25 protein-coding genes and 1 pseudogene are annotated in these 23801 nt (G+C 68.2%); 16 read left to right on the forward strand and 10 right to left on the reverse strand.

The annotated features are described in order from the left end of the window. Window positions 1–265: 265 nt before the first annotated feature. Both P5W99_RS19365 and P5W99_RS19370 read right to left on the reverse strand, forming a co-directional pair. A pseudogene (locus tag P5W99_RS19365) lies at window positions 266–472 on the reverse strand (acyl carrier protein); the annotation flags it as partial. A gap of 36 nt (window positions 473–508) precedes the next feature. Beyond that, a complete protein-coding gene (locus P5W99_RS19370; RefSeq protein ID WP_421026749.1) occupies window positions 509–727 on the reverse strand; it encodes a ChaB family protein in 219 nt (72 codons plus the stop codon). Between the two features lie 258 nt (window positions 728–985). On the opposite strand from P5W99_RS19370, the gene P5W99_RS19375 reads away from it, so the two are divergent. Further along, complete coding sequence (locus tag P5W99_RS19375; protein ID WP_434664324.1) at window positions 986–1477, forward strand: hypothetical protein; 492 nt, start codon at window positions 986–988, stop codon at window positions 1475–1477. A gap of 90 nt (window positions 1478–1567) precedes the next feature. On the opposite strand, the gene P5W99_RS19380 is transcribed toward P5W99_RS19375, so the two are convergent. Next, a complete protein-coding gene (locus tag P5W99_RS19380) occupies window positions 1568–1915 on the reverse strand; it encodes a hypothetical protein (RefSeq protein ID WP_421026751.1) in 348 nt (115 codons plus the stop codon). Window positions 1916–2104: 189 nt separating this feature from the next. Here P5W99_RS19380 and P5W99_RS19385 point away from each other — a divergent pair, with 189 nt between their 5' ends. Both P5W99_RS19385 and ftsH read left to right on the forward strand, forming a co-directional pair. Further along, window positions 2105–2599, forward strand: a complete 495-nt coding sequence (locus P5W99_RS19385; RefSeq protein WP_421026752.1) for a BON domain-containing protein — start codon at window positions 2105–2107, stop codon at window positions 2597–2599. A 66-nt stretch (window positions 2600–2665) separates the two neighbouring features. Then, window positions 2666–4582, forward strand: coding sequence for an ATP-dependent zinc metalloprotease FtsH (gene ftsH, locus P5W99_RS19390; protein ID WP_421026753.1), 1917 nt, complete (start codon window positions 2666–2668; stop codon window positions 4580–4582). Window positions 4583–4703: 121 nt separating this feature from the next. On the opposite strand, the gene P5W99_RS19395 is transcribed toward ftsH, so the two are convergent. Both P5W99_RS19395 and P5W99_RS19400 read right to left on the reverse strand, forming a co-directional pair. Beyond that, window positions 4704–5144: a hypothetical protein gene (locus P5W99_RS19395; RefSeq protein WP_421026754.1), complete on the reverse strand. Its 441-nt coding sequence runs from the start codon at window positions 5142–5144 to the stop codon at window positions 4704–4706. Between the two features lie 47 nt (window positions 5145–5191). Then, window positions 5192–5842, reverse strand: coding sequence for a nitroreductase family protein (locus P5W99_RS19400; RefSeq protein ID WP_434664328.1), 651 nt, complete (start codon window positions 5840–5842; stop codon window positions 5192–5194). A 217-nt stretch (window positions 5843–6059) separates the two neighbouring features. Here P5W99_RS19400 and P5W99_RS19405 point away from each other — a divergent pair, with 217 nt between their 5' ends. The 12 genes from P5W99_RS19405 (at window position 6060) to P5W99_RS19460 (ending at window position 15338) form a co-directional block, all read left to right on the forward strand. After that, entirely contained in the window at window positions 6060–6710 is a 651-nt protein-coding gene (locus P5W99_RS19405; RefSeq protein ID WP_421026756.1) for a BON domain-containing protein, read from the forward strand. Between the two features lie 159 nt (window positions 6711–6869). Continuing rightward, window positions 6870–7478: an NAD(P)H-dependent oxidoreductase gene (locus tag P5W99_RS19410; protein WP_434664331.1), complete on the forward strand. Its 609-nt coding sequence runs from the start codon at window positions 6870–6872 to the stop codon at window positions 7476–7478. Then, entirely contained in the window at window positions 7475–8359 is an 885-nt protein-coding gene (locus tag P5W99_RS19415; RefSeq protein ID WP_434664334.1) for a TIGR00730 family Rossman fold protein, read from the forward strand. Before P5W99_RS19410 ends, P5W99_RS19415 begins: the two co-directional genes overlap by 4 nt. A 49-nt stretch (window positions 8360–8408) precedes the next feature. Next, a complete protein-coding gene (locus P5W99_RS19420; protein WP_421026759.1) occupies window positions 8409–8873 on the forward strand; it encodes a hypothetical protein in 465 nt (154 codons plus the stop codon). Window positions 8874–8890: 17 nt separating this feature from the next. Continuing rightward, window positions 8891–9541: a BON domain-containing protein gene (locus P5W99_RS19425; RefSeq protein ID WP_421026760.1), complete on the forward strand. Its 651-nt coding sequence runs from the start codon at window positions 8891–8893 to the stop codon at window positions 9539–9541. Between the two features lie 23 nt (window positions 9542–9564). Further along, complete coding sequence (locus P5W99_RS19430; protein ID WP_421026761.1) at window positions 9565–9795, forward strand: hypothetical protein; 231 nt, start codon at window positions 9565–9567, stop codon at window positions 9793–9795. After that, on the forward strand, window positions 9792–10259 hold the full coding sequence (locus P5W99_RS19435; RefSeq protein WP_421026762.1) for a CBS domain-containing protein: 468 nt from the start codon (window positions 9792–9794) through the stop codon (window positions 10257–10259). The genes P5W99_RS19430 and P5W99_RS19435 overlap by 4 nt, the downstream gene beginning before the upstream one ends. A gap of 24 nt (window positions 10260–10283) precedes the next feature. Then, the gene (locus tag P5W99_RS19440) at window positions 10284–10808 is read left to right on the forward strand and encodes a flavodoxin family protein (RefSeq protein ID WP_421026763.1); all 525 of its coding nucleotides are present in this window, start codon (window positions 10284–10286) and stop codon (window positions 10806–10808) included. Between the two features lie 236 nt (window positions 10809–11044). Further along, window positions 11045–11212, forward strand: a complete 168-nt coding sequence (locus P5W99_RS19445; RefSeq protein WP_421073367.1) for a hypothetical protein — start codon at window positions 11045–11047, stop codon at window positions 11210–11212. Window positions 11213–11368: 156 nt separating this feature from the next. Continuing rightward, complete coding sequence (locus P5W99_RS19450) at window positions 11369–13384, forward strand: PAS domain S-box protein (RefSeq protein ID WP_434664338.1); 2016 nt, start codon at window positions 11369–11371, stop codon at window positions 13382–13384. Window positions 13385–13410: 26 nt separating this feature from the next. Next, entirely contained in the window at window positions 13411–13863 is a 453-nt protein-coding gene (locus tag P5W99_RS19455) for a response regulator (RefSeq protein WP_421026765.1), read from the forward strand. Further along, a complete protein-coding gene (locus tag P5W99_RS19460) occupies window positions 13860–15338 on the forward strand; it encodes a PAS domain-containing protein (RefSeq protein WP_421045776.1) in 1479 nt (492 codons plus the stop codon). The genes P5W99_RS19455 and P5W99_RS19460 overlap by 4 nt, the downstream gene beginning before the upstream one ends. 33 nt (window positions 15339–15371) lie before the next feature. Here the strand turns inward: P5W99_RS19460 and P5W99_RS19465 are convergent, their stop codons facing one another. Beyond that, window positions 15372–16586 (reverse strand): acetate/propionate family kinase, encoded by a 1215-nt coding sequence (locus P5W99_RS19465; protein ID WP_434664341.1) that lies wholly within the window; start codon window positions 16584–16586, stop codon window positions 15372–15374. Between the two features lie 233 nt (window positions 16587–16819). On the opposite strand from P5W99_RS19465, the gene P5W99_RS19470 reads away from it, so the two are divergent. Beyond that, entirely contained in the window at window positions 16820–18709 is a 1890-nt protein-coding gene (locus P5W99_RS19470; RefSeq protein WP_434664342.1) for a PHA/PHB synthase family protein, read from the forward strand. A 56-nt stretch (window positions 18710–18765) separates the two neighbouring features. On the opposite strand, the gene phaZ is transcribed toward P5W99_RS19470, so the two are convergent. The 4 genes from phaZ to P5W99_RS19490 are packed head-to-tail and all read right to left on the reverse strand — an operon-like array spanning window position 18766 to window position 23721. Continuing rightward, entirely contained in the window at window positions 18766–20091 is a 1326-nt protein-coding gene (phaZ, locus tag P5W99_RS19475) for a polyhydroxyalkanoate depolymerase (protein ID WP_434664343.1), read from the reverse strand. 8 nt (window positions 20092–20099) lie between these two features. Then, window positions 20100–21929 carry a DNA polymerase/3'-5' exonuclease PolX gene (gene polX, locus P5W99_RS19480; RefSeq protein ID WP_421026770.1) on the reverse strand — a complete coding sequence of 610 codons (1830 nt, stop codon included), beginning with the start codon at window positions 21927–21929 and terminating at the stop codon, window positions 20100–20102. A gap of 23 nt (window positions 21930–21952) precedes the next feature. Further along, a complete protein-coding gene (locus P5W99_RS19485) occupies window positions 21953–23584 on the reverse strand; it encodes an AAA family ATPase (protein ID WP_421026771.1) in 1632 nt (543 codons plus the stop codon). Continuing rightward, a complete protein-coding gene (locus tag P5W99_RS19490) occupies window positions 23551–23721 on the reverse strand; it encodes a hypothetical protein (protein WP_421026772.1) in 171 nt (56 codons plus the stop codon). Before P5W99_RS19490 ends, P5W99_RS19485 begins: the two co-directional genes overlap by 34 nt. Between the last annotated feature and the right edge of the window lie 80 nt (window positions 23722–23801).

The raw sequence follows: 23801 nt of genomic DNA on the forward strand, positions 1-23801 counted from the left end.
GTGCGCCGTAACTGAGTTCCGTCGCGGCGCCTGGCTCGATGAGCGTGAGATGAAGCCGGTCCGGATGCCGGTGCGCGTGCCACTGGAGCACTTCGGCGAGTGTGCGCGCTTGTTCCGGCGCCGCCGATGCGGACACGCTGCGCGCTGCCAATGCGGCTGGCGTACCCGCCGTGCCGGCGCGGGGCGCGGCCTCCGCGCCCCGCTCGATGGCCGCGAGCAGGTCCCCCGGCGTGATGGCCGCGAACGCATCGGGCGGCAGCCGCACGCCAAAGGCTTGCTCGATCCGCTCGGCCAGTTCGGCGCGCGCGAGGCTGTCGAAGCCGAGATCGCGTTCGAGATGCGTCGTCATCGAAACGCGCCCGGGCCGGTGTCCTTCGCCGTGCAGCTCTCCGGCAAGCGTGTCGACGAGGCGCACGATGCGTGCGGCGCGGCTGTCCTCGATATCGCGGTCGTCGTGCGGCTGCGGATTCATGGCAATGCCCTCAGCAAGGAACGCACCGGAAATCGTTCAGCGCGGCACCCAATACGTGTGCCCGCGCGGGCCCTCGCGGGCGTAGAGCCGCTTGACGGCCGCCCAAGCGATCCGGCGCGCCGCTTCTTCATGACGCGGGTCCCAGGCGTGGTCGGCCCAGGCGCGATTGAATGCGGCGCGGAAAATGTCCTGCGCGTGCGGCGGCAAGTGATTGCGCACGCTCGCGGGCAAATCGTCGTTCGTTGCGTAAGGCATGGCTGCAAGGCGCGCGTCGCGCAGGAAGTCAGTCGGAATAGTCAGAAGACTCGCGCGCGCGGAGGCGGCGGCTGATACAGGTCAAGAAAAAGCCGGTGCGCGCCTCGTCCGGCCATCGGGTCTCCGGATGACGGCGATAACTGATGCAAGTCAATCATGCGAAGAACACGGCCGCTAGATTGGACGAGGAATGCGACTCCCCGCATGGACTCGTGTGCTGCGGATCTCGGCCCACAATCGAATGATCAGGAGAATGAAATGAGCGATATCCCCTTGAGCATGCCGCTTCAGCCTGTTTCCCCGTCGAGCATTGGCACGCGCATGGCGCAGATCGGCTTCGATCAACTCGCGGCCGCGCTGGCGCTGCAAGCGAAGTGCATTGAACGCGATCGTGCCGCCGCGCAGCGCGTGGGCGATGCGCTTATGCGCGCGCGCGCCGGCGATGCGGGGGCTATCGCGCAGGCCTGGCAAGCGATGACGCGCGAGTACCTTGCGGCGAGCATTGCCTTGTGGGAGCAAGGCCTGGTTTCGGCTGTGAAAAATCAGGCGGCATACGGAGCGCTGCTTCGCGACGCGGGCTTCAATGCCGGAAACGCCTGGTGGCGGGCGGCGCCGGCCCAGATGGCGCGGCGGGCCGGAACCGCGCCGCAGGCGGCGGACTGGATGTCCTGTCTTGGGCCGTTCATGGGCATGCGTCCGGACGGCGAGGCGAAACCCGCGAGTGCGCAACATCACGCGACATCCGCGTGATCGTCGCGGCGCGGGGACGCGCATCGAGTGCGCGGCTGCCGCTGCCGCCGCGCATGATGCCTCCACGGGCTGCCCGCGGCGCGCCAGCGCTCAGGATCGTGCTTGCAGCAGGAGATCGAACATCAGGACGGCTGCCGAGCAGAGCAGCCCCAAGCCGATATTCGCCAGCCTGTGACCCAGGTCGGGACGCGGCCCGGCCGCAGACGCCATCAGGAATATCGTCTGAGTAACGATCTGGATGGCGAATAAAACCAGCATGATCAAAAACTCGAATCCCGCCTGGTTGAACCCAAAGAGGTTCCAGCCATGCTGGGAGATCCACCAGGCCACACGGTAAATCTCGTAGATCGCGAGAATCGCGGGAAAGCCGTAACTCGCCAGATAGGTGGGGACGGTTGCGTGACGCAACTCCGGATGAAAGTGATGGATGTGTGCCATGGCGACCTCCTCGCATCATGAGATTTCATCGTGGTCGTCCGAACCCTATTCAGACTGATCTGCATCAAACGAATCGCCGCCTGCGGGCCGATAGTGGTCGCAGCCGCACGCGAAGCGGAAAGAAGCGCCGCCTCGGCTCGCGACCGGCTGCTTCGCGGTGTATCTGGAAAGCTGAACGGGATGTACGCCATGAAAAGCAACCCACAACCGGGGCAGGACGTACCGGACCAGCTGGCGCTCGAGCGGCCGGCTGCCAACCAGCACAGCGACGACGAGATCGCGACGATGGCGCGCGCGGTCCTGCACTGGACAGCCGGAGTGCCGCAAAACGCCGTTGAGGTCGAGGCGGTGCGCGGACATCTCTTCTTGCAGGGAACCGTCGAATGGGAATGGCAGCGCGAGCTAGCGGTCCGGACACTGACGCAGTTGCGCAGCGTGTCCGGCGTGACGAGCCGCGTGACCGCCCGCCGGCGCACCGATCCGGGCAGGATTGCCGAGCGCATCCGCAAGGCGCTGCACTACCACGTTGAAGATGAGGCGGTCCGAATCCATGCCGAGATCTGCGAGGGGGTGGTGACGCTCCGGGGCAAAGTGGGCTCGGAGGCCGAGCGCGCCGTTGTGCGCGGCGTGGCGTGGTCGCAGCCGGGCGTGCGCGCGGTCGTCGACGAACTCGTGCTCGCGTGACGCGGCACGGGTGAGCCGGGCCGCTGGGCCGCCGGCCGTCGAAATGCAACGAGGAGCGAATTCAGCATGGAGAAGAAGTTCGATTCCGGCGGCGTCGTGTTTTTTATCGGGCTCCTGTTGCTGCTGGCGCTACAGCTCTTCTGGGGCACGCCGAACGTGCCGCCGCTCGCGTACAGCGATTTTCTGCGCCTCGTCGACGCGCACGCGGTCGACAACCTCGTGATCAGCCCCACCCGCATTACCGGAGAGCTGCGCACGGAACAGGCCAAAACGATGCTGCCGGCTTCCGAGGCCGCCGCGTTCGGCACGGGGCCGGCGCCTTATTTCTTTGCGACCACGCGTGTTGCCGACGACGCGCTGCCGTCCCGTCTCGCCGCCGCCGGCGTGCGCTATAGCGGCGCGCTCGACAGCAACTGGGGCAGCACGCTGCTCGGCTGGCTCGCTCCGCTCGTGCTGCTAGTGATGGTGTGGCAGTTCATGATGCGCCGGGGCGGCGGCGCGCGCGATTTCATGGGCATCGGCAGAAGCCGTGCGCAAGTCTACGTGCAACGCGAGACGAGCGCGACGTTCAACGATATCGCCGGCATCGACGAGGCCAAAAAAGAGCTTCAGCAAATCGTCTCGTTCCTGTGCAATCCGGACCGATACCGCCGGCTCGGCGGAAAGATACCCAAAGGCATCCTGATCGTCGGCGCGCCCGGCACCGGCAAGACCCTGCTCGCGAAGGCGCTCGCGGGCGAGGCAGGGGTGCCGTTTTTCTCCATCAGCGGCTCCTCGTTCGTGGAAATGTTCGTCGGCGTGGGGGCGGCGCGCGTGCGCGACCTCTTCGATCAGGCGCAGCGCCAGGCTCCGTGCATCGTGTTCATCGACGAACTCGACGCGCTCGGCAAGGTGCGCGGCGCAAGTCCCATTTCGGGCAACGACGAACGCGAGCAGACGCTCAATCAACTGCTCGTCGAGATGGACGGCTTCGAACCCAATGCGGGCGTCATCCTGCTCGCGGCGACGAACCGGCCCGAAACGCTCGACCCGGCGCTGCTGCGTCCCGGCCGCTTCGACCGCCACATCGCGATCGACCGCCCCGACCTGGTCGGGCGCCGGCAGATTCTCGCCGTGCATACGCGCAAGGTGCCGCTCGCGCCCGATGTCGATCTGGAGGAACTGGCGGCACGCACGCCCGGCTGCGTGGGCGCGGACCTCGCGAACATCGTGAACGAGGCCGCGCTGCATGCGGCGGAAGCCGACCGCTCGAGCGTCGCCATGGCGGATTTCGACGAGGCCATCGACCGCTCGCTCGCGGGCTCCGAGCGCAAGAGCCGCGTGATGAACGCGCAGGAGAAGCAGACCATCGCCTGGCATGAGGCGGGCCATGCGCTCGTGGCGCAAAGCCGCGAGCACTGCGATCCGGTCAAGAAGGTGTCGATCATCCCGCGAGGCGTTGCCGCGCTTGGCTATACGCAGCAGGTGCCCACCGAGGACCGCTATGTGCTCAGGCGCAGCGAGCTGCTCGACCGGCTCGATGCCTTGCTCGGCGGACGGGTCGCGGAAGAGCTGGTATTCGGCGACGTCTCCACCGGCGCGCAGAACGATCTGGAGCGCGCGACCGCGATGGCGTGGCACATGGTGGCGCGATACGGCATGAGCGAGCGCATCGGTCTCGCGAACTGCGCCGACCACGACGGCATGGCGCGCGCGCTCGGCGGTGCGGATGGCCCGCGCTGCGGCGAGCACACGGCGCAGCGCATCGACGACGAAGTGCGCCGGCTGCTCAATGAGGCGCACGAACGTGTCGCGCACACGCTCGCCGAACGGCGCGAGACGCTCGACAGGATTGCCAGGCGTTTGCTCGAGCGGGAAGTGCTCGAGCATGACGAACTGGTCGCGCTGATTGCGGGCGAGTCGGTCCCGGGCGCCAGCGCCGGGCAGAGCGCGGAAAATGCTTCGGATGCCAAAGAGAACCGGAGTGTCGAACCCGCAGCGTGAGGATGAAGCGCACGGGTGCGCGCGCTTTTCTCCGTGTTTTTCTGATTCACTCCTCGCGGATCACGGATTCCTGCCCGTTCGACGCACCCGCACCGGGCGGACAGATGCAGAAGCTCCGGGTTCAGCAGGCCGCCGCCCGCTTTGACCCCCGCGCCGGCAACTGCCCCCAGCCGACCGGCGCATAGACGGTTCCGCCCGCGAGTTCGACCCGTTCGGTGAAGTGCTGGAGCGTCGCGCCCGCCATGATGTGCACGGGCGGGCCGCCGAAATAGCTGTCGGTGCGCAGCCAGGGCGCGCGTCGGTCGTTGATCTCCTGCACGCTGTAGGGGTGCGCGTGCTCGCCAGTTTCCGGCGTGAGCAGCGGCCCGTCGAAGGCGACCTTGAGGATCTGGTCGGGTTCGCCGCCATAGGGCAAGCCGGCCTCGGATGTATACGGCGAGCGCTCCCAATTGTCGCCCCATTGCTGATCGAGCGGCACGCGCGTGAAGTACGCCCACGGCGCGTGCACATAGCAGAGACGGTAGGTCTCCTGAACGGCGGTCAAGTCGACGCGCGTCGTCATCGCCAGCTTCCTGTTTCGCGGTGTTTCGCGGGCGCGGCGTGAGCCGCTTACGCTGCCGCCGGGCTGCCGACGGTCTGCGCGAGCACCGGCGTTTCGTCCTCGTTCAGGCGCAGCGCGTCGGCGAGCAAGCGATGGTTGATCCAGCCGCGCACCACGGTGGCGAGGCCCTCGGAGGCGCAGTAGAGCGAGACGTTCTGGCTGATCGCGCCGGTGGCGATAGCCGCGAACAGCTCGCGCTGCTGGCGCGGCGCGGCGAGCACCTGCGAGCCGCGCAGCACGTACACGAGATCGAGCGGCGCCTTGCCCACGAAGTCCTGGTAGCCCGTCATGTTGCGCGCGTCGACGGCGTGCTTGAGCGCAAGCCGGTTGAACTCGGGCTCATAGCGATAGACGCCGTGAGGCAGCGCGACATAGACATCGATCTCATTGAAGCCGTGCGCGGAGGGCGCGGTGTGGCCGCCGGTTTCGGCGCGGTTCACGCCGTTCGCGGCCCACAGCAGTTCGCCCAATGTGTCGAGCGTCATGGGCGTGTCCGCGTAGGCGCGGGTGCTCCTGCGCTGCGCGAGCGCTTTCATCAGCGGCGCGCCGGCGTCGAGTCGCGGGCGCGGCAGGTCGATGAAGGCGGGCGCCTCGCCGCTCGCGGGAGCGGGCGGCAGCAGCGGCACGGGCTGGTAGTCGATGCGTTGAAATTCGGTCATGGCGTTCTCCAGATGGTTCACAGCCGGCATCCGTTTGCTGCTTTAGTCTCGACGCCCGGCGCCGGTGCGCGATTGACTCAGATCAATCGGGGCGGTGCGTATGACGAGCGCGTCGCATCGTGCCGGCCAATGCACGACGAATTGACCCGGATCAGCCGCATGACGATGGGCTGCGCCATGCTCGAACCGGTAGGGATAACGAACCATGGAGCGGACCATGAAAACGGATGAAGCACTCAGGCAGGACGTGGAGCAGGAACTGGCGTGGGACATGGCGCTCGACGCCTCGGGCATCGAAGTGGCGGTGCGAGACCGCGTCGTCACGTTATCAGGGCGGGTGCCCGACTATGCGCAGAAGCTGGCGGTCGAGCGCGCCGTCGAGCGCGTGGCCGGCTGCCGGGCGATCGTGGTGGAACTGTCGACCGATCAGGCTGCGGGCAACGCGCATCCCGACGCCGATCTGGCCGCCGCGATCATGGTCGCCCTGCACTGGCAAGCGGGCTTGAGCGGCGACGCGGTGCGCGTGGAGGTCGAACGCGGCTGCGTGACCCTCATCGGCGACGTGGATTGGGGCTACCAGCGCAATATGGCCGAGAAAGTGGTGAGCCGCATGCGCGGCGTGGTGGGTGTGGCCAACCGGTTGAACGTGCGCAACAGCGACGCGGCGTTCGAGGTCGCGCAGCATATCAGCGCGGCGCTGGCGCGGCGGGCGCAACGCGATTTCGCGGGCATCCACATCGACGAGAGCCATGGCGTGGTGACGCTGAGCGGCACGGTCGCTTCGCTGCGCGAGCGGCGCGCGGCTTGCGGCGCGGCTTGGGCGACGCGAGGCGTGCGGGCCGTGGTGGATCGGCTGGTCGTGCAATGAACCGCCGCCAGGCGCGGCGCGCGCGCTCACTGCAGGCGTCCGTCGCGCGCGATCCGCATCGTTGATATGTGTCAATTGGATCGCGCCGATGGCGCGCACGATCGACGTGTCGGTGCAGCAAAAGTGCTGCGCGCTTCGAATGTAAAGGGAGCCCTCGCCATGCAGAAGCATCTGATCGTGGTCGCGCATCCGGTGGAAGACAGCTTCACCATGAGCCTGGCGCGGACCTATGTCGGCGAACTGATCCGCGCGGGCGACGACGTGCACGTGCACGACCTTTACCGGATGGGGTTCGATCCCGTGCTGTCCGCACGTGAACTGATCGACGGGAAAGACGTGCACATTCGCATGGTCGACGTGCTGGCGGCGCAGGAGGACCTGCTCGCGGCCGATGTCGTGACGGTTATCTATCCGCTCTGGTGGATGTCGATGCCCGCGATGATGAAGGGCTACATCGACCGCGTGTTCAGCCGCGGCTTTGCCTACGAGGTGGAGCAGGGGAACCTGCGCGGCCTGCTGTCCGGGCGCCGGGCGGCGGCGGTCACGGTGTCGGGCGCGCCGCTTGCCGCGCTGGTGCAGGACGGCCGCTGGCAGGCGATGGAGCTGCTGCAGGACACGCACATCTTCCGCGCGGCCGGATTCGAGTTCGTCGGGCATCTGCACTTTGACGAAGTCGGGCCGGCGATGGACCATTCGACTGCCGCCGCCGATCTCGCGCGCGTGCGCGAGTTCGTGCGCGAGCACTTCGCTTCGGTGCCGGCAGCATGAGCACGATCGCGAGGCGTGTGCGCCGTCCTGCCCGCAAGGCGCGGCAGGCGCTGCCGCCGCGCGTGCGCCGCCTGATCGAAAGCCCGACCTACGTTCAGGCCGACGAGGACAGCGCCTTCCTGCGCCGCCCCGAAATGTGCGGCGTGCGCCTGCAGCTCGATTACTGGAAAGCCGCCGAGAAGCTGCAGCAGTTCGGCATTTGCGACACGGTCGTGGTGTACGGAAGCACGCGCGTCGAAGCCCCCGCTCGCGCGCGCCGCATGCTGGCCGTGGCGCGCGCGCGGCTCAAGGCGGACGCCGCCGATGCGCAAGCTCAACGCGCCGTTAGCGCGGCCGAGGCGCGGGTCCGGCATAGCGTCTATTACGAAATCGCGCGCGAGTTCGGGCGGCTGGTCGGCGCCGCGGATGCGACGCCGAGGCTTGCGCGGCTCACGATCGTCACGGGCGGCGGCCCCGGCATCATGGAGGCGGCCAATCGCGGTGCGTTCGAAAGCGGCTCGCTTACCGTCGGCATGAATATCGCGTTGCCGCGCGACCAGCTTCCGAACCCGTATCTGACGCCCGAGCTGTGCTTCCGGTTTCACTACTTCGCCATCCGCAAACTGCATCTGCTGGAAAAGGCGAAAGCCGCGGTGTTCTTTCCGGGCGGCTACGGAACCTGCGACGAATTATTCGAAGTCCTGACGCTTTTGCAAACCCGCAAGATCGAGCCGATTCCGGTGGTGCTGGTGGGCGAAACCTACTGGCGCGCGCTCATGGATTTCGACTTGATGGCCGAAGAAGGAATGATCGCGCCCGGCGATCTCGCGCTATTTCGTTTTTGCGAGAGCGCGGAGCATATCTGGTCGGCCATCCGCGAGTGGTACGACGCAAGAGGATGAGCGCATGTGGACTCAGGCGCACGCGGTGTTTTCAAGGCAAGGAGGAGTGATGAACTGGCTCGCAGAATATTTTTCGCGCAGAACCCCGGTGGTCAATATGTCGATGTGGGTCTATCCGCCGCTTTTGCTCGGCCCGGAAGGGCCGGTCGCACAGCAGCCGCATTGCCTGCCGTACCCCGGCGTCGAACTGGTCTTCAGCCCCGGCGAGTCGGTGCGGCGCGGCACGCGCAGCGACGAGCTGCCGGCGCGATACGAGATGCGGGGGCCGGCCACGCGGGAAGTGCGGGAAATGGCGCAGGGCCGCGCGTTCTTCCAGTCGATCGAGATCTTTGCGCCGTCACGTTACAACAGCGACTTCCTCATCCGGGTGAACGACGCCTTCGCGTTCGTGCCGGTCTTTTCCGCCGATGGCGCGCCGGGTTTCTTCGGCACTTGCGTGGAGCAGCCGGGCGCTTCGCCCGCGCCGCAGCAGATGCCGCAGCCATGGTGCTTCCGGGGCTATATCAGCATTTAGATCAGGAGTGACCTGTAATGAAAACCGATATCGAATTGAAGCGCGACGTGGAAGCCGAATTCGCGTGGGACAAGTCGATCAATCTCGCGGAGATCGGCGTGGAAGTGTCGAACGGCGTGGTCACGCTGTCGGGGCATCCGGCCAGCTTCGCGCAGAAGCTCGCCGCGGAGCGGGCGGCGGGCAGAGTCTCGGGCGTGCGCGGGATCGTCGTCGAAATGGAGGTGCGTCTGCCGCGCCACGACATGCGCAGCGATGAGGATATCGCCAACACGGTGCGCTCGATTCTCGAATGGACCGTCGGGCTGAACAACCAGAACGTGCAGGTGCAGGTCGAGAAAGGCTGGGTCACGTTGACGGGCGATTGCGACTGGGGCTACCAGAGCCACGCCGCGCAAAGCGCGATCGCGCGCATGCGCGGTGTGACCGGAGTCACCGACAAAATCCGCATTCGTGGCGAGGCCTCGGCCGAGGACATCGCAAGCGGCATTCGCGATGCGATCCAGCGGCACGGGGATCGCGAAGCGAAGCACATCGGGATCGAGATTGACGACGGCACGGCCATCCTGACCGGCAAGGTCGCCTCGCACGCCGAGCGGCGGCTCGTGTGCGGGGCGGCGAGGGCGACGCCGGGCGTGCGGGCGATCGTCGATCTGCTGAACATCGAATGAATGGCAACGCAAGGAGCACGGTCATGTATCGCTTGTTTCGCCGATTCGAATGGCTGGCGTTCAGCTTGGTGACGGCGTCGGCCATCGCTTGTGCGGGTTTCATCGTCGTCGAGCGATGCGGCGGCGTGCCCGTGCAGCGCTTTCTCGATGCGCTCGCCGCCAATGCCGCTGCCGACAACGCGCTCGCCTGCGAGCAGGCGAGCCAGCCTGCCCCGTGCGCACAACTCGAGGCCGAATGGAAGGGGGCGCAATGAACGCTTTAGCGCTATGCACGCGCGAGGTCGCCACGTGCGGCCCGCAAGCAACCATCGTTGAAGCAGCGGCCAGAATGCGCGCGCTGCATGCGGGCGATCTCGTGGTGGTGAACGAGGAGGGCGGCGTGCGCGTGCCGGTCGGCATGCTCACCGATCGCGACATCGTGCTGGCCGTGGTGAGCCAGGATGCGTCACCGGCGACGCTTTATGCCGGAGACGTGATGTCGGCGCCCGCCGTGCTCGCGCGTGGCACCGACGACTTCTGGCTGCTCGCGAGGCGCATGCGTCTGCATGGCGTGCGCCGGCTGCCCGTGGTCGGCGACGACGGCGGGCTGGTGGGCATCGTCTCGCTCGACGACCTGATTCATGCGGCCGCGACCCTGCTCGACGAGCTGCGCCTCATCGCGGCGCGGCAGCAACATTTCGAAGCGAAACACCGCGGCGAGCCGAAGTCGTTCGAGTAGCTGCGTAGCATCGAGGAGGTCTCCATGAGCGCTTCATCACGCATTCTCGTGGTCTTCTACTCGCGCAGCGAGACCACGGCCGAGTTTGCCGGGCGGCTTGCCGCCGAGCTCGAAGGCGATTACGAACGGCTGCAGGAGGTCGAGTTCGGGCGGCGCGCGGGACCGTTCGGATTCCTGCGCTCGATTATCGACGTGATCGGCAAGCGCCCCGCGCATCTGCGGCCGATGACGCACACGCTCGCGAATTACGACATGGTGCTGGTCGGCACGCCGGTGTGGGCCGCCCGTGCCTCGACGCCAGTCGCGAGCTGGCTTGCGCAGCACGCGCACGAAGTGCGTGCCACGGCGTTCTTCTGCACGATGGGCTCGCGCGGCAGCGAAGACACATTCGCGCAGATGCAGCAGCTCGCGCACCGCGCGCCGCTGGCCACCTGCGCGATTTCCGCGCGCGACATGCGGCGCGATGTGGCGGTGGAGAAGGTGGCCCGCTTCGTGCTCGCGATCAAGGACGCGCTGGCCGCGCGCGAACACGAGGCGGTGTCCCGCTGAACATGGCGCAGGACCATGCCGCGCGCGAGCGGCGCTTCGCTTCGGTTCGAGCTTCGCTTCGGCTCGATTAAGCGCGCGTGGGCGGCGGCATCGCCAGCGAGTCCGCGGCGCGCGCGCTGCGCCACGAGGCGACGGGCGCGAGCATCGCGATCCTGTGCGGCGAGCCAGTCCTGCGGTACTAGCGTCCGCCGCTCACGATTCACCCTGCTGAGCTCTATGAAAGGCAGCACATCGCGTTGCTGCTGTTCATGAAGCATTACCTGCTGCGGGCGATGTTCTCAATCGTCATGAGGGCCGACGAAGCGTTCGCCGCCGCGGAGATGCCAGTCGTGGACCACCCCGACGAGGCGCGCAGCTGGCCTCGCATCACCCCATTCCTTGAATCCGGCAATTTCGGTGCCTAATCTTGATGAGTGCTTCACTTGAGCCACGGTGCGGACCTGCCGGCCATGCGAAACCTTTCGGGCTTGACCTGATCGCTTACTCCGTCGATTGACAACCGCGCGTACCTTCCTCCATCTGGAGCAGTCCGAAAGTCCATCGTTGGGAGAGAACAAAGCGTGGACGCCATTGCTCAATTCCTTGCGACCTCGGATTTCATCCCTCACGGCTATTGTCTGCACTGGTCGCTCCCGCTGATCTGGACCTACGTGGGATCCGACGCGGTCATCGCACTTTCGTATTATTCGATACCGGTGGTGCTGTGGTCGTTCGCGCGCCGCCGCACCGATCTTCCTTTCAGCTGGCTGTTCCTCATGTTCGCGGTGTTCATCCTCGCTTGCGGGACCACGCATTTGCTCGCCATCGTCGACATCTGGCACCCCGTCTATTGGCTGGACGCGGGCGTCAAGACCGTCACGGCGCTGGCTTCGCTGGCCACTGCCGCCGCAATGTGGCCGCTGATTCCGAAAGCGCTCGCATTGCCAAGCCCGAAGCAGCTCTACCAGACGAACCGGGATCTCGTGCGCGAGGTCGCGGCGCGCCAGGCTGCGGAAGAACGGTTGCGTTCGCTCACGCGCGAGCTCGAAGAGCGGGTCGCGCAGCGCACGGCGGAACTCGAAAGCGCCAACGAAGCGCTGCGCCGCAAGGCAGCGGAGCACGAGCGCGCGGAGCGGGAGATGCGCGATAGCCAGCAGCGGCTCCAGTCGATCGTCGATAACGCGGCCACCGTGATCACCGTCAAACAGCTGGATCGCCGTTACGCGCTCGTCAACCGGCGCTTCGAAGCGGTTTTTCACATCGAAAGGCAGCGTGCGCTGGGCAGTACGGACGAAACACTGTTTTCGGCAAAGCGCGCACTCGCCTTCCGCGAGGCGGACGAGCGGGTGCTGGCGGGAGAAGTCGTCGAGCGGGAGGAAGAGGTCTCGCTCGACGGCCAGTTGCACACCTTCCTTTCCGTGGGCTTTCCGATCCGCAACGCCGAAGGCCGCACGGTCGCGATCGGCGGCATTTCCACCGACATCAGCGAACGCAAGCGGGCGGAGGAGCGGCTCAGGCTCGTCGTGGAGGCCGCGCCCAACGCCATGATCATGGTGAACCGCGCCGGCCACATCGTGCTCGTGAATTCGCAGGCGGAGCGCGTGTTCGGCTACTCGCGCGACGAGCTGCTCGGCCTCGGCATCGACGAACTCGTGCCGGCGAGACTTCGCGCGGGTCATCCTGCCTGGCGCGCGGCCTTCTTCGGCGACCCGAAGAGCCGGCCAATGGGCACCGGGCGGCATCTTTACGGCCTGCGCCGGGACGGCAGCGAGTTTCCCGTGGAAATCGGCCTCAATCCCATCGAGACCGACGAAGGCATGTTCGTTCTGGCAGCGGTCGTCGACATTACGGAGCGCAGGCGCGCCGAAGACGCGCTGCAGGAGCGCACCGACGAACTGGCCCGCTCCAATCGCGACCTCGAGCAGTTCGCCTATGTCGCCTCGCACGACCTGCAGGAGCCGCTGCGTGCCGTCGCCGGACCGTTGCAGCTTCTGCAGCGGCGCTACGAGGGCCAACTGGACGCGCGGGCCGACGAATACATCGGCCACGCCGTTGAAGGCGCCGCGCGCATGCAGGCGCTCATCGAGGATCTTCTGACTTATTCGCGCGTGGGCCGGGCCGAAAATGTGTTCCAGCCGACTGAGTGCGAAGCCGCGCTCGACTACGCTCTGAAGAACCTGAGCACGGCCATCGAGGAAGCCGGCGCACAGGTGCATCGTGAGCCGCTTCCCGCCGTGCGCGCGATTGCGCCCCAGCTTTCGCTGCTGTTCCAGAACCTGGTGGGCAACGCGATCAAGTTCCGGCGCAAAGAGGGGCCAGTGGAGATTCGCGTGGGCGCCGAAGCGCGCGGAGCAGGTTGGCAGTTCCGCGTGGAAGACAACGGCATTGGTATCGATGCGCAGTATTTCGAACGGATCTTCCTGATTTTTCAGCGCCTGCATACCCGTCGCGATTACCCGGGCACCGGTATCGGACTCGCGCTGTGCAAGCGCATCGTGGAGCGTCACGGCGGCCGGATCTGGGTCGAATCCGAACCGGGCAAGGGCACGACGTTCTTTTTTACGCTGCCGGGGCAAGGCGGGAGCGAATCGCGATAGCAGCGCAACCCGGAAGGAGCGAGCCGATGTCACGCAACGCGTTTGACGGCCTTGTCGAAATTCTGCTCGTCGAGGACAGCCCGACGGACGTGATGATGACGCGCGAGGGGCTGGAGTACCACAAGGTGCTCAACCCGCTGCGGGTGGTGGATGACGGCGTGGCTGCGATGGCCTACCTGCGCCGCGAGGGGCCGTACCACGCCGCGCGCCGGCCAGGACTCATCATTCTGGATCTGAATCTGCCGAAGAAGAGCGGCAGAGAGGTGCTTCAGGAATTGAAGGACGATCCCGAGCTGCGCAACATTCCGGTTGTGATCCTGACAACTTCCAGGTCCGAGGAGGACGTGGTGAAATCCTATGGACTGCATGCCAACTGCTACATCGCGAAGCCGGTGGATTTCGCGAAGTTTGCAGACGTGGTGCGCAGCATCAGCGAATTCTGGTTCGGCGTGGTCACGCTGCCACCCGGTGAACAATGAGCGTTGCGCTCGAAGAGCTTCGCGTCCTGCTTGTCGAGGACAGCCCGACCGACGCGCTCCTGGTCCGCGAGGCGCTAGCGGATGTGCCGGAATTCGCGCCGGTGCTGGTGCATGCGGAGCAATTGTCGGCGGCGCTGGCGCATCTGCGGGCGACGCCCTTCGACGTGGTGCTGCTCGACCTCGGGCTGCCGGATTCGCAGGGTCTCGATACCTTCCACACGCTCCATCGTCAAAAACCGGAGACCCCCGTGCTCGTGCTGACCGGGCTCGCCGACATGTCGGCCGGCCTGCTGGCGATTCAGGACGGGGCGCAGGACTACCTCCTCAAGCGGGAAATTCAGCCCATGCTGTTGAGCCGCGCGATCCGCTACGCGATCGAGCGGCAGCGCGTGTCGACCGTGCTGGCGGCCAGCGAGGAGCGGTTTCAGTTGGCGGTCAGCGGCGCGGCTGCCGGACTCTGGGACTGGGACCCGCGTAGCAACGCGGTTTATTTCTCGCCGCACTTCTGTGAAATCCTCGGCTATGCCGAGCATGAACTGCCCCGCGACATCAGAGTGCACCGCTATGCGATTCATCCCGACGACATCGAGCGTGTGAGCTCCACCCTCGAGGCGCACCTCGCGCACCAGGGCGCCTATAGCGTGGAGTATCGGGTGCGCACGAAATCGGGTGACCTGCGCTGGATTTTGTCGCGGGGGCAGGCGCTATGGAATAGCGCAGGCGAGCCTTACCGCATGGTGGGCTGGATCGTGGACGTCACCGATCGCCGACGCGCGGAGGAGGCGCTGCGGGACTCGCGCGAGGAGCTCAAGCGTCTCTCCGCGAACATCCAGCGTGTCAGGGAAGAGGAGAAGGCGCGCATCGCGCGCGAACTGCACGACGACCTTGGGCAGCAACTCACTGCGCTCAAGCTCGAAACGGGGCTGCTCGAAAACCGGCTCAGAAGGGCCGAGCCCGGCACGGACCATGCCGAGATCGGCAGGCTCAACGCGATGATCGACCAGATCGTCGCTTCCGTGCGGCGCATCGCTTCGGACCTGCGTCCGCGCATGCTCGATGACCTTGGCCTGATTCCCGCGGTCGACTGGCTGATCGAGGAGTTCTCGACCCGGTATGGGATCGAGGTGATTGCGAACATCGACGCAGACGCGATCGCGTTCAATCGCGACAGCGCCACGGCGGTGTTTCGCATGATCCAGGAAGCGCTGACGAATATCGCGCGCCACGCGAACGCGACCGAAGTCCGCGTCGAGATCCTGCGCGGCGCAACCGACTGTAACGTGAGCATCGCGGATAACGGCCGCGGGGCCGCCAACGAAGTTCGGCCGGGCCTCAAATCGTTCGGATTGCTGGGCATGCGCGAGCGTGCCGAGCGCCTGGGCGGGAAGCTCGCTATCGAGACCGCTCCGGGCCGGGGTTTCGCGGTGAAAATCACGATGCCGCTTGCCATCGTCGAGGAAGCGGAGCCGGATTGAGGCACACGGCGCGCCGGAGAGGCGCGCCATGCTTCACGTACTCGCAACGTCCCGCTGCCGGCCATCCACCAGCCGGATCGCGTCGCGCGCGGCGATCCACGCCTCGTTGGTCGGCTCGACCACCACCGTGACCGTGCTCGACGCCCGCGAGATGACGTGCGCGTTCGCGGCATTGGCCGCCGGGTCCAGCTCGACGCCGAGCCAGCCGAGCGCCGCGCAGATCCGCTCGCGCAAAGCCGCGCAGTGCTCGCCGATGCCGGCGGTGAAAACCAGCATGTCGAGACCGCCCAGCAGTGCGGCGAGCGCGCCCGTCTCGCGCACGATCCGGTGCACGTACAGCGCGAGCGCGTCGTGCGCGCGCTCGTCGCCGCTCGCCTCGCGCTCGAGCAGCTCGCGCGGATCGGATGAGATGCCGGACACGCCCTTGAGCCCCGACTCGTGATAGAGGATCTGGCCGAGCGCTTCGTGGCTGAGGTGCTCGACGTCGAGCAGATGCAGCACCGCGCCGGGATCGAGCGTGCCGCAGCGCGTGCCCATCATCAGGCCGTCGAGCGCGGAAAACCCCATCGTCGTCGCGGCGCTTCGCAGCGCGCGCATGGCGCACAGGCTCGCGCCGCCGCCGAGGTGGGCCGCGATCACGCGGCCCCGCGCGCGCGCGCCGAAGGCCTCGTCGAGCGCGACGCTCAGGTATTCGTAGGACAAGCCGTGAAAGCCGTAGCGGCGCACGCCCTTGTCGAACCAGGCATGCGGCAGCGGCAGCAGTTGCTCACTGCGCGGCAGCGTCTGATGGAACGCCGTATCGAATACGGCAATCTGCGGGATGCCCGCAAAGGCGGTGTGCAGCAACTCGATTGCATCGAGGCTGTGCGGCTGATGCAAAGGCGCGAGCGGCGTGAGCCGGCGCAGCGCGCCGAGCACGCCGGCGTCCACGATCGCCGGCGCCGCATACTGCGTGCCGCCATGCACCACGCGATGCGCGACGGCGCCCAGTGTGAGATGCGGGAGCTGCTCGCGCGTCCATTCGACGACCTCGCGCAGGATCCGGCGAAACGGGTCCTCGCCGGGCGTTTTTTGCAGCAGGCGCGCGGGGGCCGCGTCGAAGCGGATCGCGATGCCATCGGCCGCGTCGATCGCTTCGCCTTCGTGCAGCGGCTGGCGCTGCGGGTCGCCATGCGCCGGCCAGGCGAACACGGCGAACTTGACGCTCGACGAGCCGGCGTTGATGACAAGCAGTGCAAGCGTGCGCATGGGTCTCCCCGGTGCGGGTTCAGGCGTCTGCCGGCGGCCATCGCGTGGCACGGTGTCTGCTCCGGCAGTGGGTGCAACGCAGTCTATGCCGGGAGGCACCCGCACGCTTGACTCAGATCAACGGGGCCCGCGCGCGGCGAACCCACAGTTGAGCGGTTGTGGCCGCGCGGCGTCGCCGGTTGACGCCCGACGCGCGGCCGCTCAACCGGCCGGATCAAAACTGGGGAAGGACGATGAAAGCTGCCGTGCACGATGCCGAATCACGAATCGACGAGCGCGCGCGCGCCGCCCGTGGCGCGCCCGCCAGCGCCGCCGACCGCGCCGCCGACCGCGCCGCCGACCGCGCCGCCGATTGGGTCGCCGATTGGGTCGCCGATTGCGACATCGGCTGCGCCCGGCCGCAGACGGTCAGCGCCGACGAATGGAACCGGGCGGCCCACGCGGGCCTGGCCGCCATCACCTTCGGCCTCTCGCCGATCTCGCTTGCGCTCGCCGCCATCGACTGGGGCGCGCATCTGGCGATTGCGCCCGGCAAATGCTTCGACCTCGCCACGCACGCGTGGCTCGCGGCGAGCCTCTTTCCTGCCGCCGTGCCCGCTGCCGGCGCGCACGCGGATGAGGATGAAGACGGCGTCGCGGTGCACGCCGGCGGGGCCGACCCGCGCTTCGCGGCCGCCGCGTGGTCGAACTGGCCGTTTCAGCTGTATCGCGATGCCTTTCTCGGGGTTCAGCGCTGGTGGAACGAGGCGACGCGCGGCGTGCCGGGCGTGGAGCGGCACCACGCGCAACTGGTGGGCTTCGCGGCGCGCCAGTGGCTCGATGCGTGCTCGCCCGGCAACTTCATCGCCACCAATCCGGTCGTGTTCGAGACGACGATCCGCAACGGCGGCGCAAATCTCGCGGCGGGCCTGCGCAACTGGCTCGAAGACGCCGTGGCCATGACCGGCAGCCTGGCCGGCGTGCATCCGCGCGGTGCGCAGAGCTTCGTGCCGGGCCGCGACGTCGCGCTCACGCCGGGCCGGGTCGTGTGGCGCAACGAGATCTGCGAACTGCTTCAGTACGATCCGGCGACGCCCGCCGTGGCCCGCGAGCCGATCCTGATCGTGCCGTCGTGGATCATGAAGTACTACATCCTCGACTTGCAGCCGCACGATTCGCTGATCCGCTTTCTGGTCGAAGCGGGCTTCACGGTGTTCGCGATCTCGTGGCGCAATCCGGGCGCCGAAGCGCGCGATCTCGGACTCGACGATTACCTGCGCGACGGCTTTTGCGCCGCGCTCGAAGCGGTGCGCTCGCGCTGCGGCGAGGCCGTGCACGCGATGGGCTATTGCCTCGGCGGAACGCTGCTCGCGATCGGCGCGGCGGCGCTCGCGCGCGATGGCCGGCGCGACGCGCTGCGCTCGATCACGCTGCTGGCCGCCCTGACCGATTTCAGCGAACCCGGCGAGCTCGGGCTCTTCATCGACGCGAGCGAGCTCTCGGCGCTCGATGCGCTGATGTGGCGCCAGGGCTACCTGGACGGCGCGCAGATGTCGGCGGCGTTCCAGCTGCTCAATGCCCGCGACCTGATCTGGTCGCGCATGATGAGCGAGTATCTGCTCGGGCGGCGCACCAAGCCCAACGACCTCATGTCGTGGAATGCGGATACGACCCGCATGCCGTATCGCATGCATACCGAGTACCTCACGCAGCTCTTTCTCCACAACGACCTCGCGGCGGGCCGCTATTGCGTCGGCGGCCGGCCGGTCGCGCTCTCCGATATCGAGGCGCCGATGTTCGTCGTCGGCACCGAGCGCGATCACGTCTCGCCGTGGCGCTCGGTCTACAAGCTGCATCTGCTCACCCACAACGCGCTCACCTTCGTGCTCACCGCGGGCGGCCACAATGCGGGCATCGTCTCCGAGCCCGGCCACGCGCAGCGCTACTACCGGTGCGCCACGCGCGAGGCCGGCGCGGCGTACCGCAGCGGGCGCGAATTCGTGAGGGGCGCGCCCGTGGTCGAGGGGTCCTGGTGGACCTGCTGGCGCGACTGGCTGCGCGAGCGCTCGACCGGCGAGGCGCCGGCGCGCACGCCGGCTGCGGGACTGGGCGCGGCGCCGGGCGAATACGTGCTGCAGGCCTGAATCAGGCCCAAATCAGGCCCAAATCAGGCCCAAATCAGGCCCAAATCAGGCCCAAATCAGGTTCGTTCGCCGCGGGGCGTGCGCGCGAGCGCGTGCAGCGGCGAGCGGGCGGCTTCCGCGCGAACGAAAGTCGCCTGCAGCGCCGGATGCACGTCGGCGCGCCAGCGCTCGCCCGTGAACAGCCCGTAGTGATCGCACCCGTCCACGTCGAGGCGCTGCCGCGCATCAGGCACAATGCCGCTGCACATCTCCAGCGCCGCGTGCGTCTGCCCGGCCCCGGTGACGGCATCGCGCGTGCCCTCCACGCTCAGCAGCGCGACGTCGCGCAATGCTGCCGGCTCGACGAGCGTGCCGCTTTCCGCGCTTTCCGTGCTTCCCGCGCTGGGTCCGCTCGTGCCGCTCGCCACGCGCCATGTGCCGTTCGCTAGCAGCGCGCGCTGAAACACGATATCGACAGTGTCGAGGAAGTACTCCGCCGGCATGTCGATCAGCGCGGAGTATTCGATCAATGCCCGGCGCGCGGCGGCCAGCGCGCGTGCGTCGCCGCTCGCGGCGGCATGGGTGTAGCAGTCGATCAGCGACATGTACCGCTGCGGATAGACGATCGCGATCTCGGCCCGCTGCAGCCATGTCGGGAACACCCGCCGGCCGTGCCCCGCGAACCCCGGCGGCACGACGTCGATCAGGTGGCGCTCGCACCAGTCGAGCGAATGCGACGCGGCGGCCAGACCGAGCGTGCCCGGATTGCGGCGCGCGTCGAGCGGGCCGCCTATCAGCGTGATGCTGGCGGGCGGCGCCAGCGCGCGCTGCGCACGCAGCGCAAGCGCGCCGAGCGCGGGAAACGTCGACTGGCAGACGGCGACGACATGCAACGGCCGGCCATCGCCTGCGAGCTGGCCGATGAAGCCGTCGAGCATCGCCACGTATTCGTTCAGGCCGAAGCGTCCCGCCGCGAGCGGCACGTCGCGCGCGTTGATCCAGTCGGTGACGTAGACGTCGCCGTCGGCGAGCAGCGCCTCGACGGTCTCGCGCATCATGACGGCCGCATGGCCGGCCAGCGGCGCGCACAGCAGCACGGCGCGCGCGGCGCCGGGGCGCGCGCCATGACATGCAAAGCGGCGCAGGTCGCAAAACGGCGTGCGCGCGACGATGCTTTCCTCGACGGCGCAGCGGCGGCCCGCGAGCGCGATGGCGTCGATCGCGAACGGCGGCGGGCCGTCCGCGAGGCCGAGCAGGGGCTCGCACAGATCGGCGTAGCAGGACGAAGCGGCGTGCGCGAGCGGGGGCGCGGGCCACGCCTCGCAGGCGCTGCGCATGGATTGCGACGCCGCGCGCCATGCGCGCAGCCATTGGCGCTGCTGTTCGACCAGGGCATACCACATGGTTGACCTCACTGGCTTGCGGCCTCTTGTTGGCCCGAGCGGCCTTGGCCCGCCACTTGCGAGTGAACGCGAGGCGCTCGCGCAAGGGCGGCCATGTTGTCTTCCGGCGTTTCACGCATCGTAGGCGCAATGAGCGCACGCAGCTTCGCGAGCGGCCGGGTGTTCAGCACGTCCGCCTTTTCGAGCCAGCCCCGGCGCGCCTGGTTGACGCCCAAACTCAGGTCGTCGAGCCCGGCCATGCTGTGCGCATCGGAGCCGATCGAGACCAGCACGCCGTGATCCTTCGCCATGCGGCAGGCCGTGTCGGTCAGGTCGAGGCGTTCGGGCTGGGCATTGATCTCGAGAAAGCAGCCGCGCGCCTGCGCCTTGCGCACGACGCGCAGCATGTCGATATCGCACGGTTCGCGGCTGCCGATCAGGCGGCCGCTCGGATGCGCGAGCAGGGTGAAGCAGGGGTGGTCCATCGCGCGCAGGATCCGCTCGGTCTGGCGCTCGCGCGGCAGGTCGAAATGGCTGTGAATCGCGCCGACCACGAGATCGAGGCGCGCGAGGATCGCGTCGGGCAGATCGAGGCTGCCATCTTCGAGAATGTCGACCTCGATGCCCTTGAGCAGCGTGATGCCCGTGAGCTGCGCGTTGAGCCCGTCGATCTCGTCGATCTGCGCGGCGAGCCTGGCCGCCCCGAGACCGTGCGCCATGGCGAGGCGCTTCGAGTGATCCGTGATGGCGAGGTAGGACAAGCCGCGCTCGCGCGCGGCGAGCGCCATTTCGTGCAGCGAGGCGCGGCCGTCGCTCGCCGCCGTATGGGCGTGCAGGTCGCCGCGCAGATCGGCGCGCGCGATCAATGCCGGCAGTGCGCCGGTGCGCGCGGCGTCGATCTCTCCCGCGTTTTCGCGCAGCTCCGGCGGGATCCAGCAGAGGCCGGCGGCCGCGTATACGGATTCCTCGGTCTCGCCGGCAATGCGGGTGTCCGCGCGAAAGACGCCATATTCGTTGATCTTGAGGCCGCGCTCCTGGCCGAGCCGGCGCAACGCCACGTTGTGCGCCTTCGAGCCGGTGAAGTAGACCAGCGCGGCGCCGAAGCTCGCGGGCTCGACCACGCGCAGATCGACCTGCAGACCGCCGCGCAGCACGACGCTGGCGCGGGTCGGGCCGTGCGCGAGTACCTCGATGACGTCTTCGTAACCGACGAAGCGGCCAGTGACGGCAGCCGGATCGCGCGCGCTCGCCACGATGTCGATGTCGCCCACCGTGTCGCGCAGCCGCCGCAGGCTGCCCGCCGCCTCGACGCGCTCCACCTGCGGCGAGGCGGCGAGCCAGGCCAGCAGCGGCTCTGCGCGCTGGCTCGCCTGCACGAACGGAAAGCGGCGCGCCTTGTCGAGGCGCGCCTGAATGTGCGCGAGGATCTGCGCTTCGGTCTGCTTGCCGAAGCCGGGTAGCTGGTGGATCCGGCCTTCGGCCGCGGCGCGCTCCAGCTCCTGCAGCGACTGCACGTGCAGATGCTCGTAGAGCTTGCGCACGCGCCGCGGCCCGAGGCCCGGAATGCGCAGCAGGGCCGTGACCGCCGACGGCATGCCGGTGCGCAGCTTCGCGAGCATCGCGCAGGTGCCGGTGCGCACGATCTCCTGGATCTTCAGCGCGAGGTCGTCGCCGATGGCGGGAATCGTCCTCAGGTCGGCGCCCTCGGCCACCATCGTCCGCACGTTCCGCGCGTATTCGCTCACCGAGCGGGCGGCGTTGCGGTAAGCGCGCACGCGAAAGGGATTGCTGCCCTGAATGTCGAGCAGGTCGGCTATCTCGCTGAACACTTCGGCGATATCGGCATTGTGGATCGGCATGATGTCGGCGGGTTTGCGGTGGTTTATCGGCTGACCGGATGAAGGCACGGGCGCGCGAGCGCGTCGAGCAGCGGCGTCCAGAAGGCTTCGGTTTCGTAAGCCGAGGGTTCGCCCCCGGTGTCGAAGCGCATCGCCAGCGCGCGCTCCGTGGCGCTCAGGGGCTCGGCCCGCGCGAGTTGATCGGCGAGCACGGCCGGGCCGGCGTCGGACGCATCGCGCCCCAAGGCCGCCCTCGACTCGACGCGCGCGAAGAGCGTCGCGCGATCCGCCGTGAAATCGAGCAGGACGATGCGCACGCCCAGGCGGCGCGCGAGCGCGATGAAGTCGCTGCGGTTGCGTTCGCGCAGGAAGGTCGCATCGACGATCGCCGTATAGCCGCTTTCGAGCACGGTTTGCGCATGCGCGAGGAGGCCGCCGTAGATCGCCTCGACCTGGCCCGCCGCATAGGCGCAGGCGGGCAGCCGCGCGGCGTCCGGGACGCCGGCGAGGCGCTTGCGCTCGGCATCGCTCGACAGGCGGATCGCGCCAAGCCGCTGCGCGAGCGCGCGGCTCGCGAGCGATTTGCCCGAGCCCGAGACGCCGTGGCAAAGCAGCAGCGCGGGCCGCGCATCGCTCAGGCGCGCCGCGACGTCCGCCGCCACGCGCCGATAGCGCGCGGCGTCGGCGGCATCGCCGCGCAGGTGCGCCACCAGCGCGCGCACGAGGGCGCGCAAGGCCGTGTGGAACGGCAGCACGCGCAGCGCCGCGTAATCGCCGGTTGCGGCCAGCCATGCGCCGAGCAGCCGATGCGCGCAGTCCGCGCGACCGTGGGCGGTGAAATCCATGACCGCGAACGCGAGATCGCTGGCGACGTCGATCCAGCGCAGCGCGTCGTCGAACTCGATGCAGTCGAACATCAGCAGCCGGTTGCGCCAGCGGATCAGGTTGTCCAGATGCAGATCGCCGTGGCAGGCGCGCACGAAGCCGTTCGCGCGGCGCTCGTCGAATTGCGGCGCGAGGCGCGTCAGCGCCGCCTCGCACCACGCGCGCAACGCGGCCTCGGCCGGCACGGCGGGGTCGAGCGCATCGGCGAGCGGCCGCCATTGGGCCATCACGCTGGCCGCGCTGCCGTAGCGTGCGCGCGGTGCGCGGCGGGGCGCGTGCAGGTGATAGTGCGCGAGGCGCGCCGCCAGCGCGTCGGCGTCCGCGAGACCGTCGTCGCGGCGGGCGCAGCGCGCGGAGAGCACCGCACCCGCATCGAAGCGGCGCATGCGCACCGTGTATTCCAGCGCGCCGGCAGGCGGCGCCTGGCGGCGGCCTGCAGCCGCGGTCGAGACGGCGCCGAAGACGCAGCGCCGGCCCCGCGCGACGAGCGGCCATACGCCCAGATAGAGCGGCCCGGCCAGCGCGCGGTTGAGCGTGCACTCGGCCTGCGCGCAGCGGCGGCGCCGCGCGAGCCGCGTGAGATCGGCGAAGTCGAACTTCACCGGCTTGAAAAGCTTGTAAGCGTAGCGACCAGCGAGAAATACCACCGACAGGTGCGTCTCGATGCGCCGGATGCGGCCCGCGGGATGCGGGTAGGTGCTTGCGCGGTGCAAGGCGCGATCGACGCGGCGGGCGTCGCGGCGCGCCTTGCCGCCGCTTAGCGCGAAGGGAACGTGGTGTGCGCGGGACATGGCAGAAGCACAGGAATCGGCGCATGCGCGCGTGCGGCGCACGTGCGCTCGAGCGTGATGACGCGCACGCGGCGTGCGCGGCACGGGCCGCACAGCAGGCGGTGCAGGAGGCGGTGCAGGAGGGGCGGCAGGGTCATGATCGTAGCTCCGGGTCGAGGGTGGGCGCACATGGGCAGGCGGCGCGCCGGCTAAGTGCATTCGACCCGACCCGCGCCGC

The organism is Paraburkholderia sp. A3BS-1L (assembly GCF_051125215.1).
Taxonomy (GTDB): Bacteria; Pseudomonadota; Gammaproteobacteria; order Burkholderiales; family Burkholderiaceae; genus Paraburkholderia.

What these genes read in the sequence shown, in the direction of transcription:
- P5W99_RS19370 (WP_421026749.1), bottom strand. Translation starts at nt 727, where the DNA reads ATGCCTTACGCAACGAACGACGATTTGCCCGCGAGCGTGCGCAATCAC.
- P5W99_RS19375 (WP_434664324.1), top strand. Translation starts at nt 986, where the DNA reads ATGAGCGATATCCCCTTGAGCATGCCGCTTCAGCCTGTTTCCCCGTCG.
- P5W99_RS19380 (WP_421026751.1), bottom strand. Translation starts at nt 1,915, where the DNA reads ATGGCACACATCCATCACTTTCATCCGGAGTTGCGTCACGCAACCGTC.
- P5W99_RS19385 (WP_421026752.1), top strand. Translation starts at nt 2,105, where the DNA reads ATGAAAAGCAACCCACAACCGGGGCAGGACGTACCGGACCAGCTGGCG.
- ftsH (WP_421026753.1), top strand. Translation starts at nt 2,666, where the DNA reads ATGGAGAAGAAGTTCGATTCCGGCGGCGTCGTGTTTTTTATCGGGCTC.
- P5W99_RS19395 (WP_421026754.1), bottom strand. Translation starts at nt 5,144, where the DNA reads ATGACGACGCGCGTCGACTTGACCGCCGTTCAGGAGACCTACCGTCTC.
- P5W99_RS19400 (WP_434664328.1), bottom strand. Translation starts at nt 5,842, where the DNA reads ATGACCGAATTTCAACGCATCGACTACCAGCCCGTGCCGCTGCTGCCG.
- P5W99_RS19405 (WP_421026756.1), top strand. Translation starts at nt 6,060, where the DNA reads ATGAAAACGGATGAAGCACTCAGGCAGGACGTGGAGCAGGAACTGGCG.
- P5W99_RS19410 (WP_434664331.1), top strand. Translation starts at nt 6,870, where the DNA reads ATGCAGAAGCATCTGATCGTGGTCGCGCATCCGGTGGAAGACAGCTTC.
- P5W99_RS19415 (WP_434664334.1), top strand. Translation starts at nt 7,475, where the DNA reads ATGAGCACGATCGCGAGGCGTGTGCGCCGTCCTGCCCGCAAGGCGCGG.
- P5W99_RS19420 (WP_421026759.1), top strand. Translation starts at nt 8,409, where the DNA reads ATGAACTGGCTCGCAGAATATTTTTCGCGCAGAACCCCGGTGGTCAAT.
- P5W99_RS19425 (WP_421026760.1), top strand. Translation starts at nt 8,891, where the DNA reads ATGAAAACCGATATCGAATTGAAGCGCGACGTGGAAGCCGAATTCGCG.
- P5W99_RS19430 (WP_421026761.1), top strand. Translation starts at nt 9,565, where the DNA reads ATGTATCGCTTGTTTCGCCGATTCGAATGGCTGGCGTTCAGCTTGGTG.
- P5W99_RS19435 (WP_421026762.1), top strand. Translation starts at nt 9,792, where the DNA reads ATGAACGCTTTAGCGCTATGCACGCGCGAGGTCGCCACGTGCGGCCCG.
- P5W99_RS19440 (WP_421026763.1), top strand. Translation starts at nt 10,284, where the DNA reads ATGAGCGCTTCATCACGCATTCTCGTGGTCTTCTACTCGCGCAGCGAG.
- P5W99_RS19455 (WP_421026765.1), top strand. Translation starts at nt 13,411, where the DNA reads ATGTCACGCAACGCGTTTGACGGCCTTGTCGAAATTCTGCTCGTCGAG.
- P5W99_RS19460 (WP_421045776.1), top strand. Translation starts at nt 13,860, where the DNA reads ATGAGCGTTGCGCTCGAAGAGCTTCGCGTCCTGCTTGTCGAGGACAGC.
- P5W99_RS19465 (WP_434664341.1), bottom strand. Translation starts at nt 16,586, where the DNA reads ATGCGCACGCTTGCACTGCTTGTCATCAACGCCGGCTCGTCGAGCGTC.
- P5W99_RS19470 (WP_434664342.1), top strand. Translation starts at nt 16,820, where the DNA reads ATGAAAGCTGCCGTGCACGATGCCGAATCACGAATCGACGAGCGCGCG.
- phaZ (WP_434664343.1), bottom strand. Translation starts at nt 20,091, where the DNA reads ATGTGGTATGCCCTGGTCGAACAGCAGCGCCAATGGCTGCGCGCATGG.
- polX (WP_421026770.1), bottom strand. Translation starts at nt 21,929, where the DNA reads ATGCCGATCCACAATGCCGATATCGCCGAAGTGTTCAGCGAGATAGCC.
- P5W99_RS19485 (WP_421026771.1), bottom strand. Translation starts at nt 23,584, where the DNA reads ATGTCCCGCGCACACCACGTTCCCTTCGCGCTAAGCGGCGGCAAGGCG.
- P5W99_RS19490 (WP_421026772.1), bottom strand. Translation starts at nt 23,721, where the DNA reads ATGACCCTGCCGCCCCTCCTGCACCGCCTCCTGCACCGCCTGCTGTGC.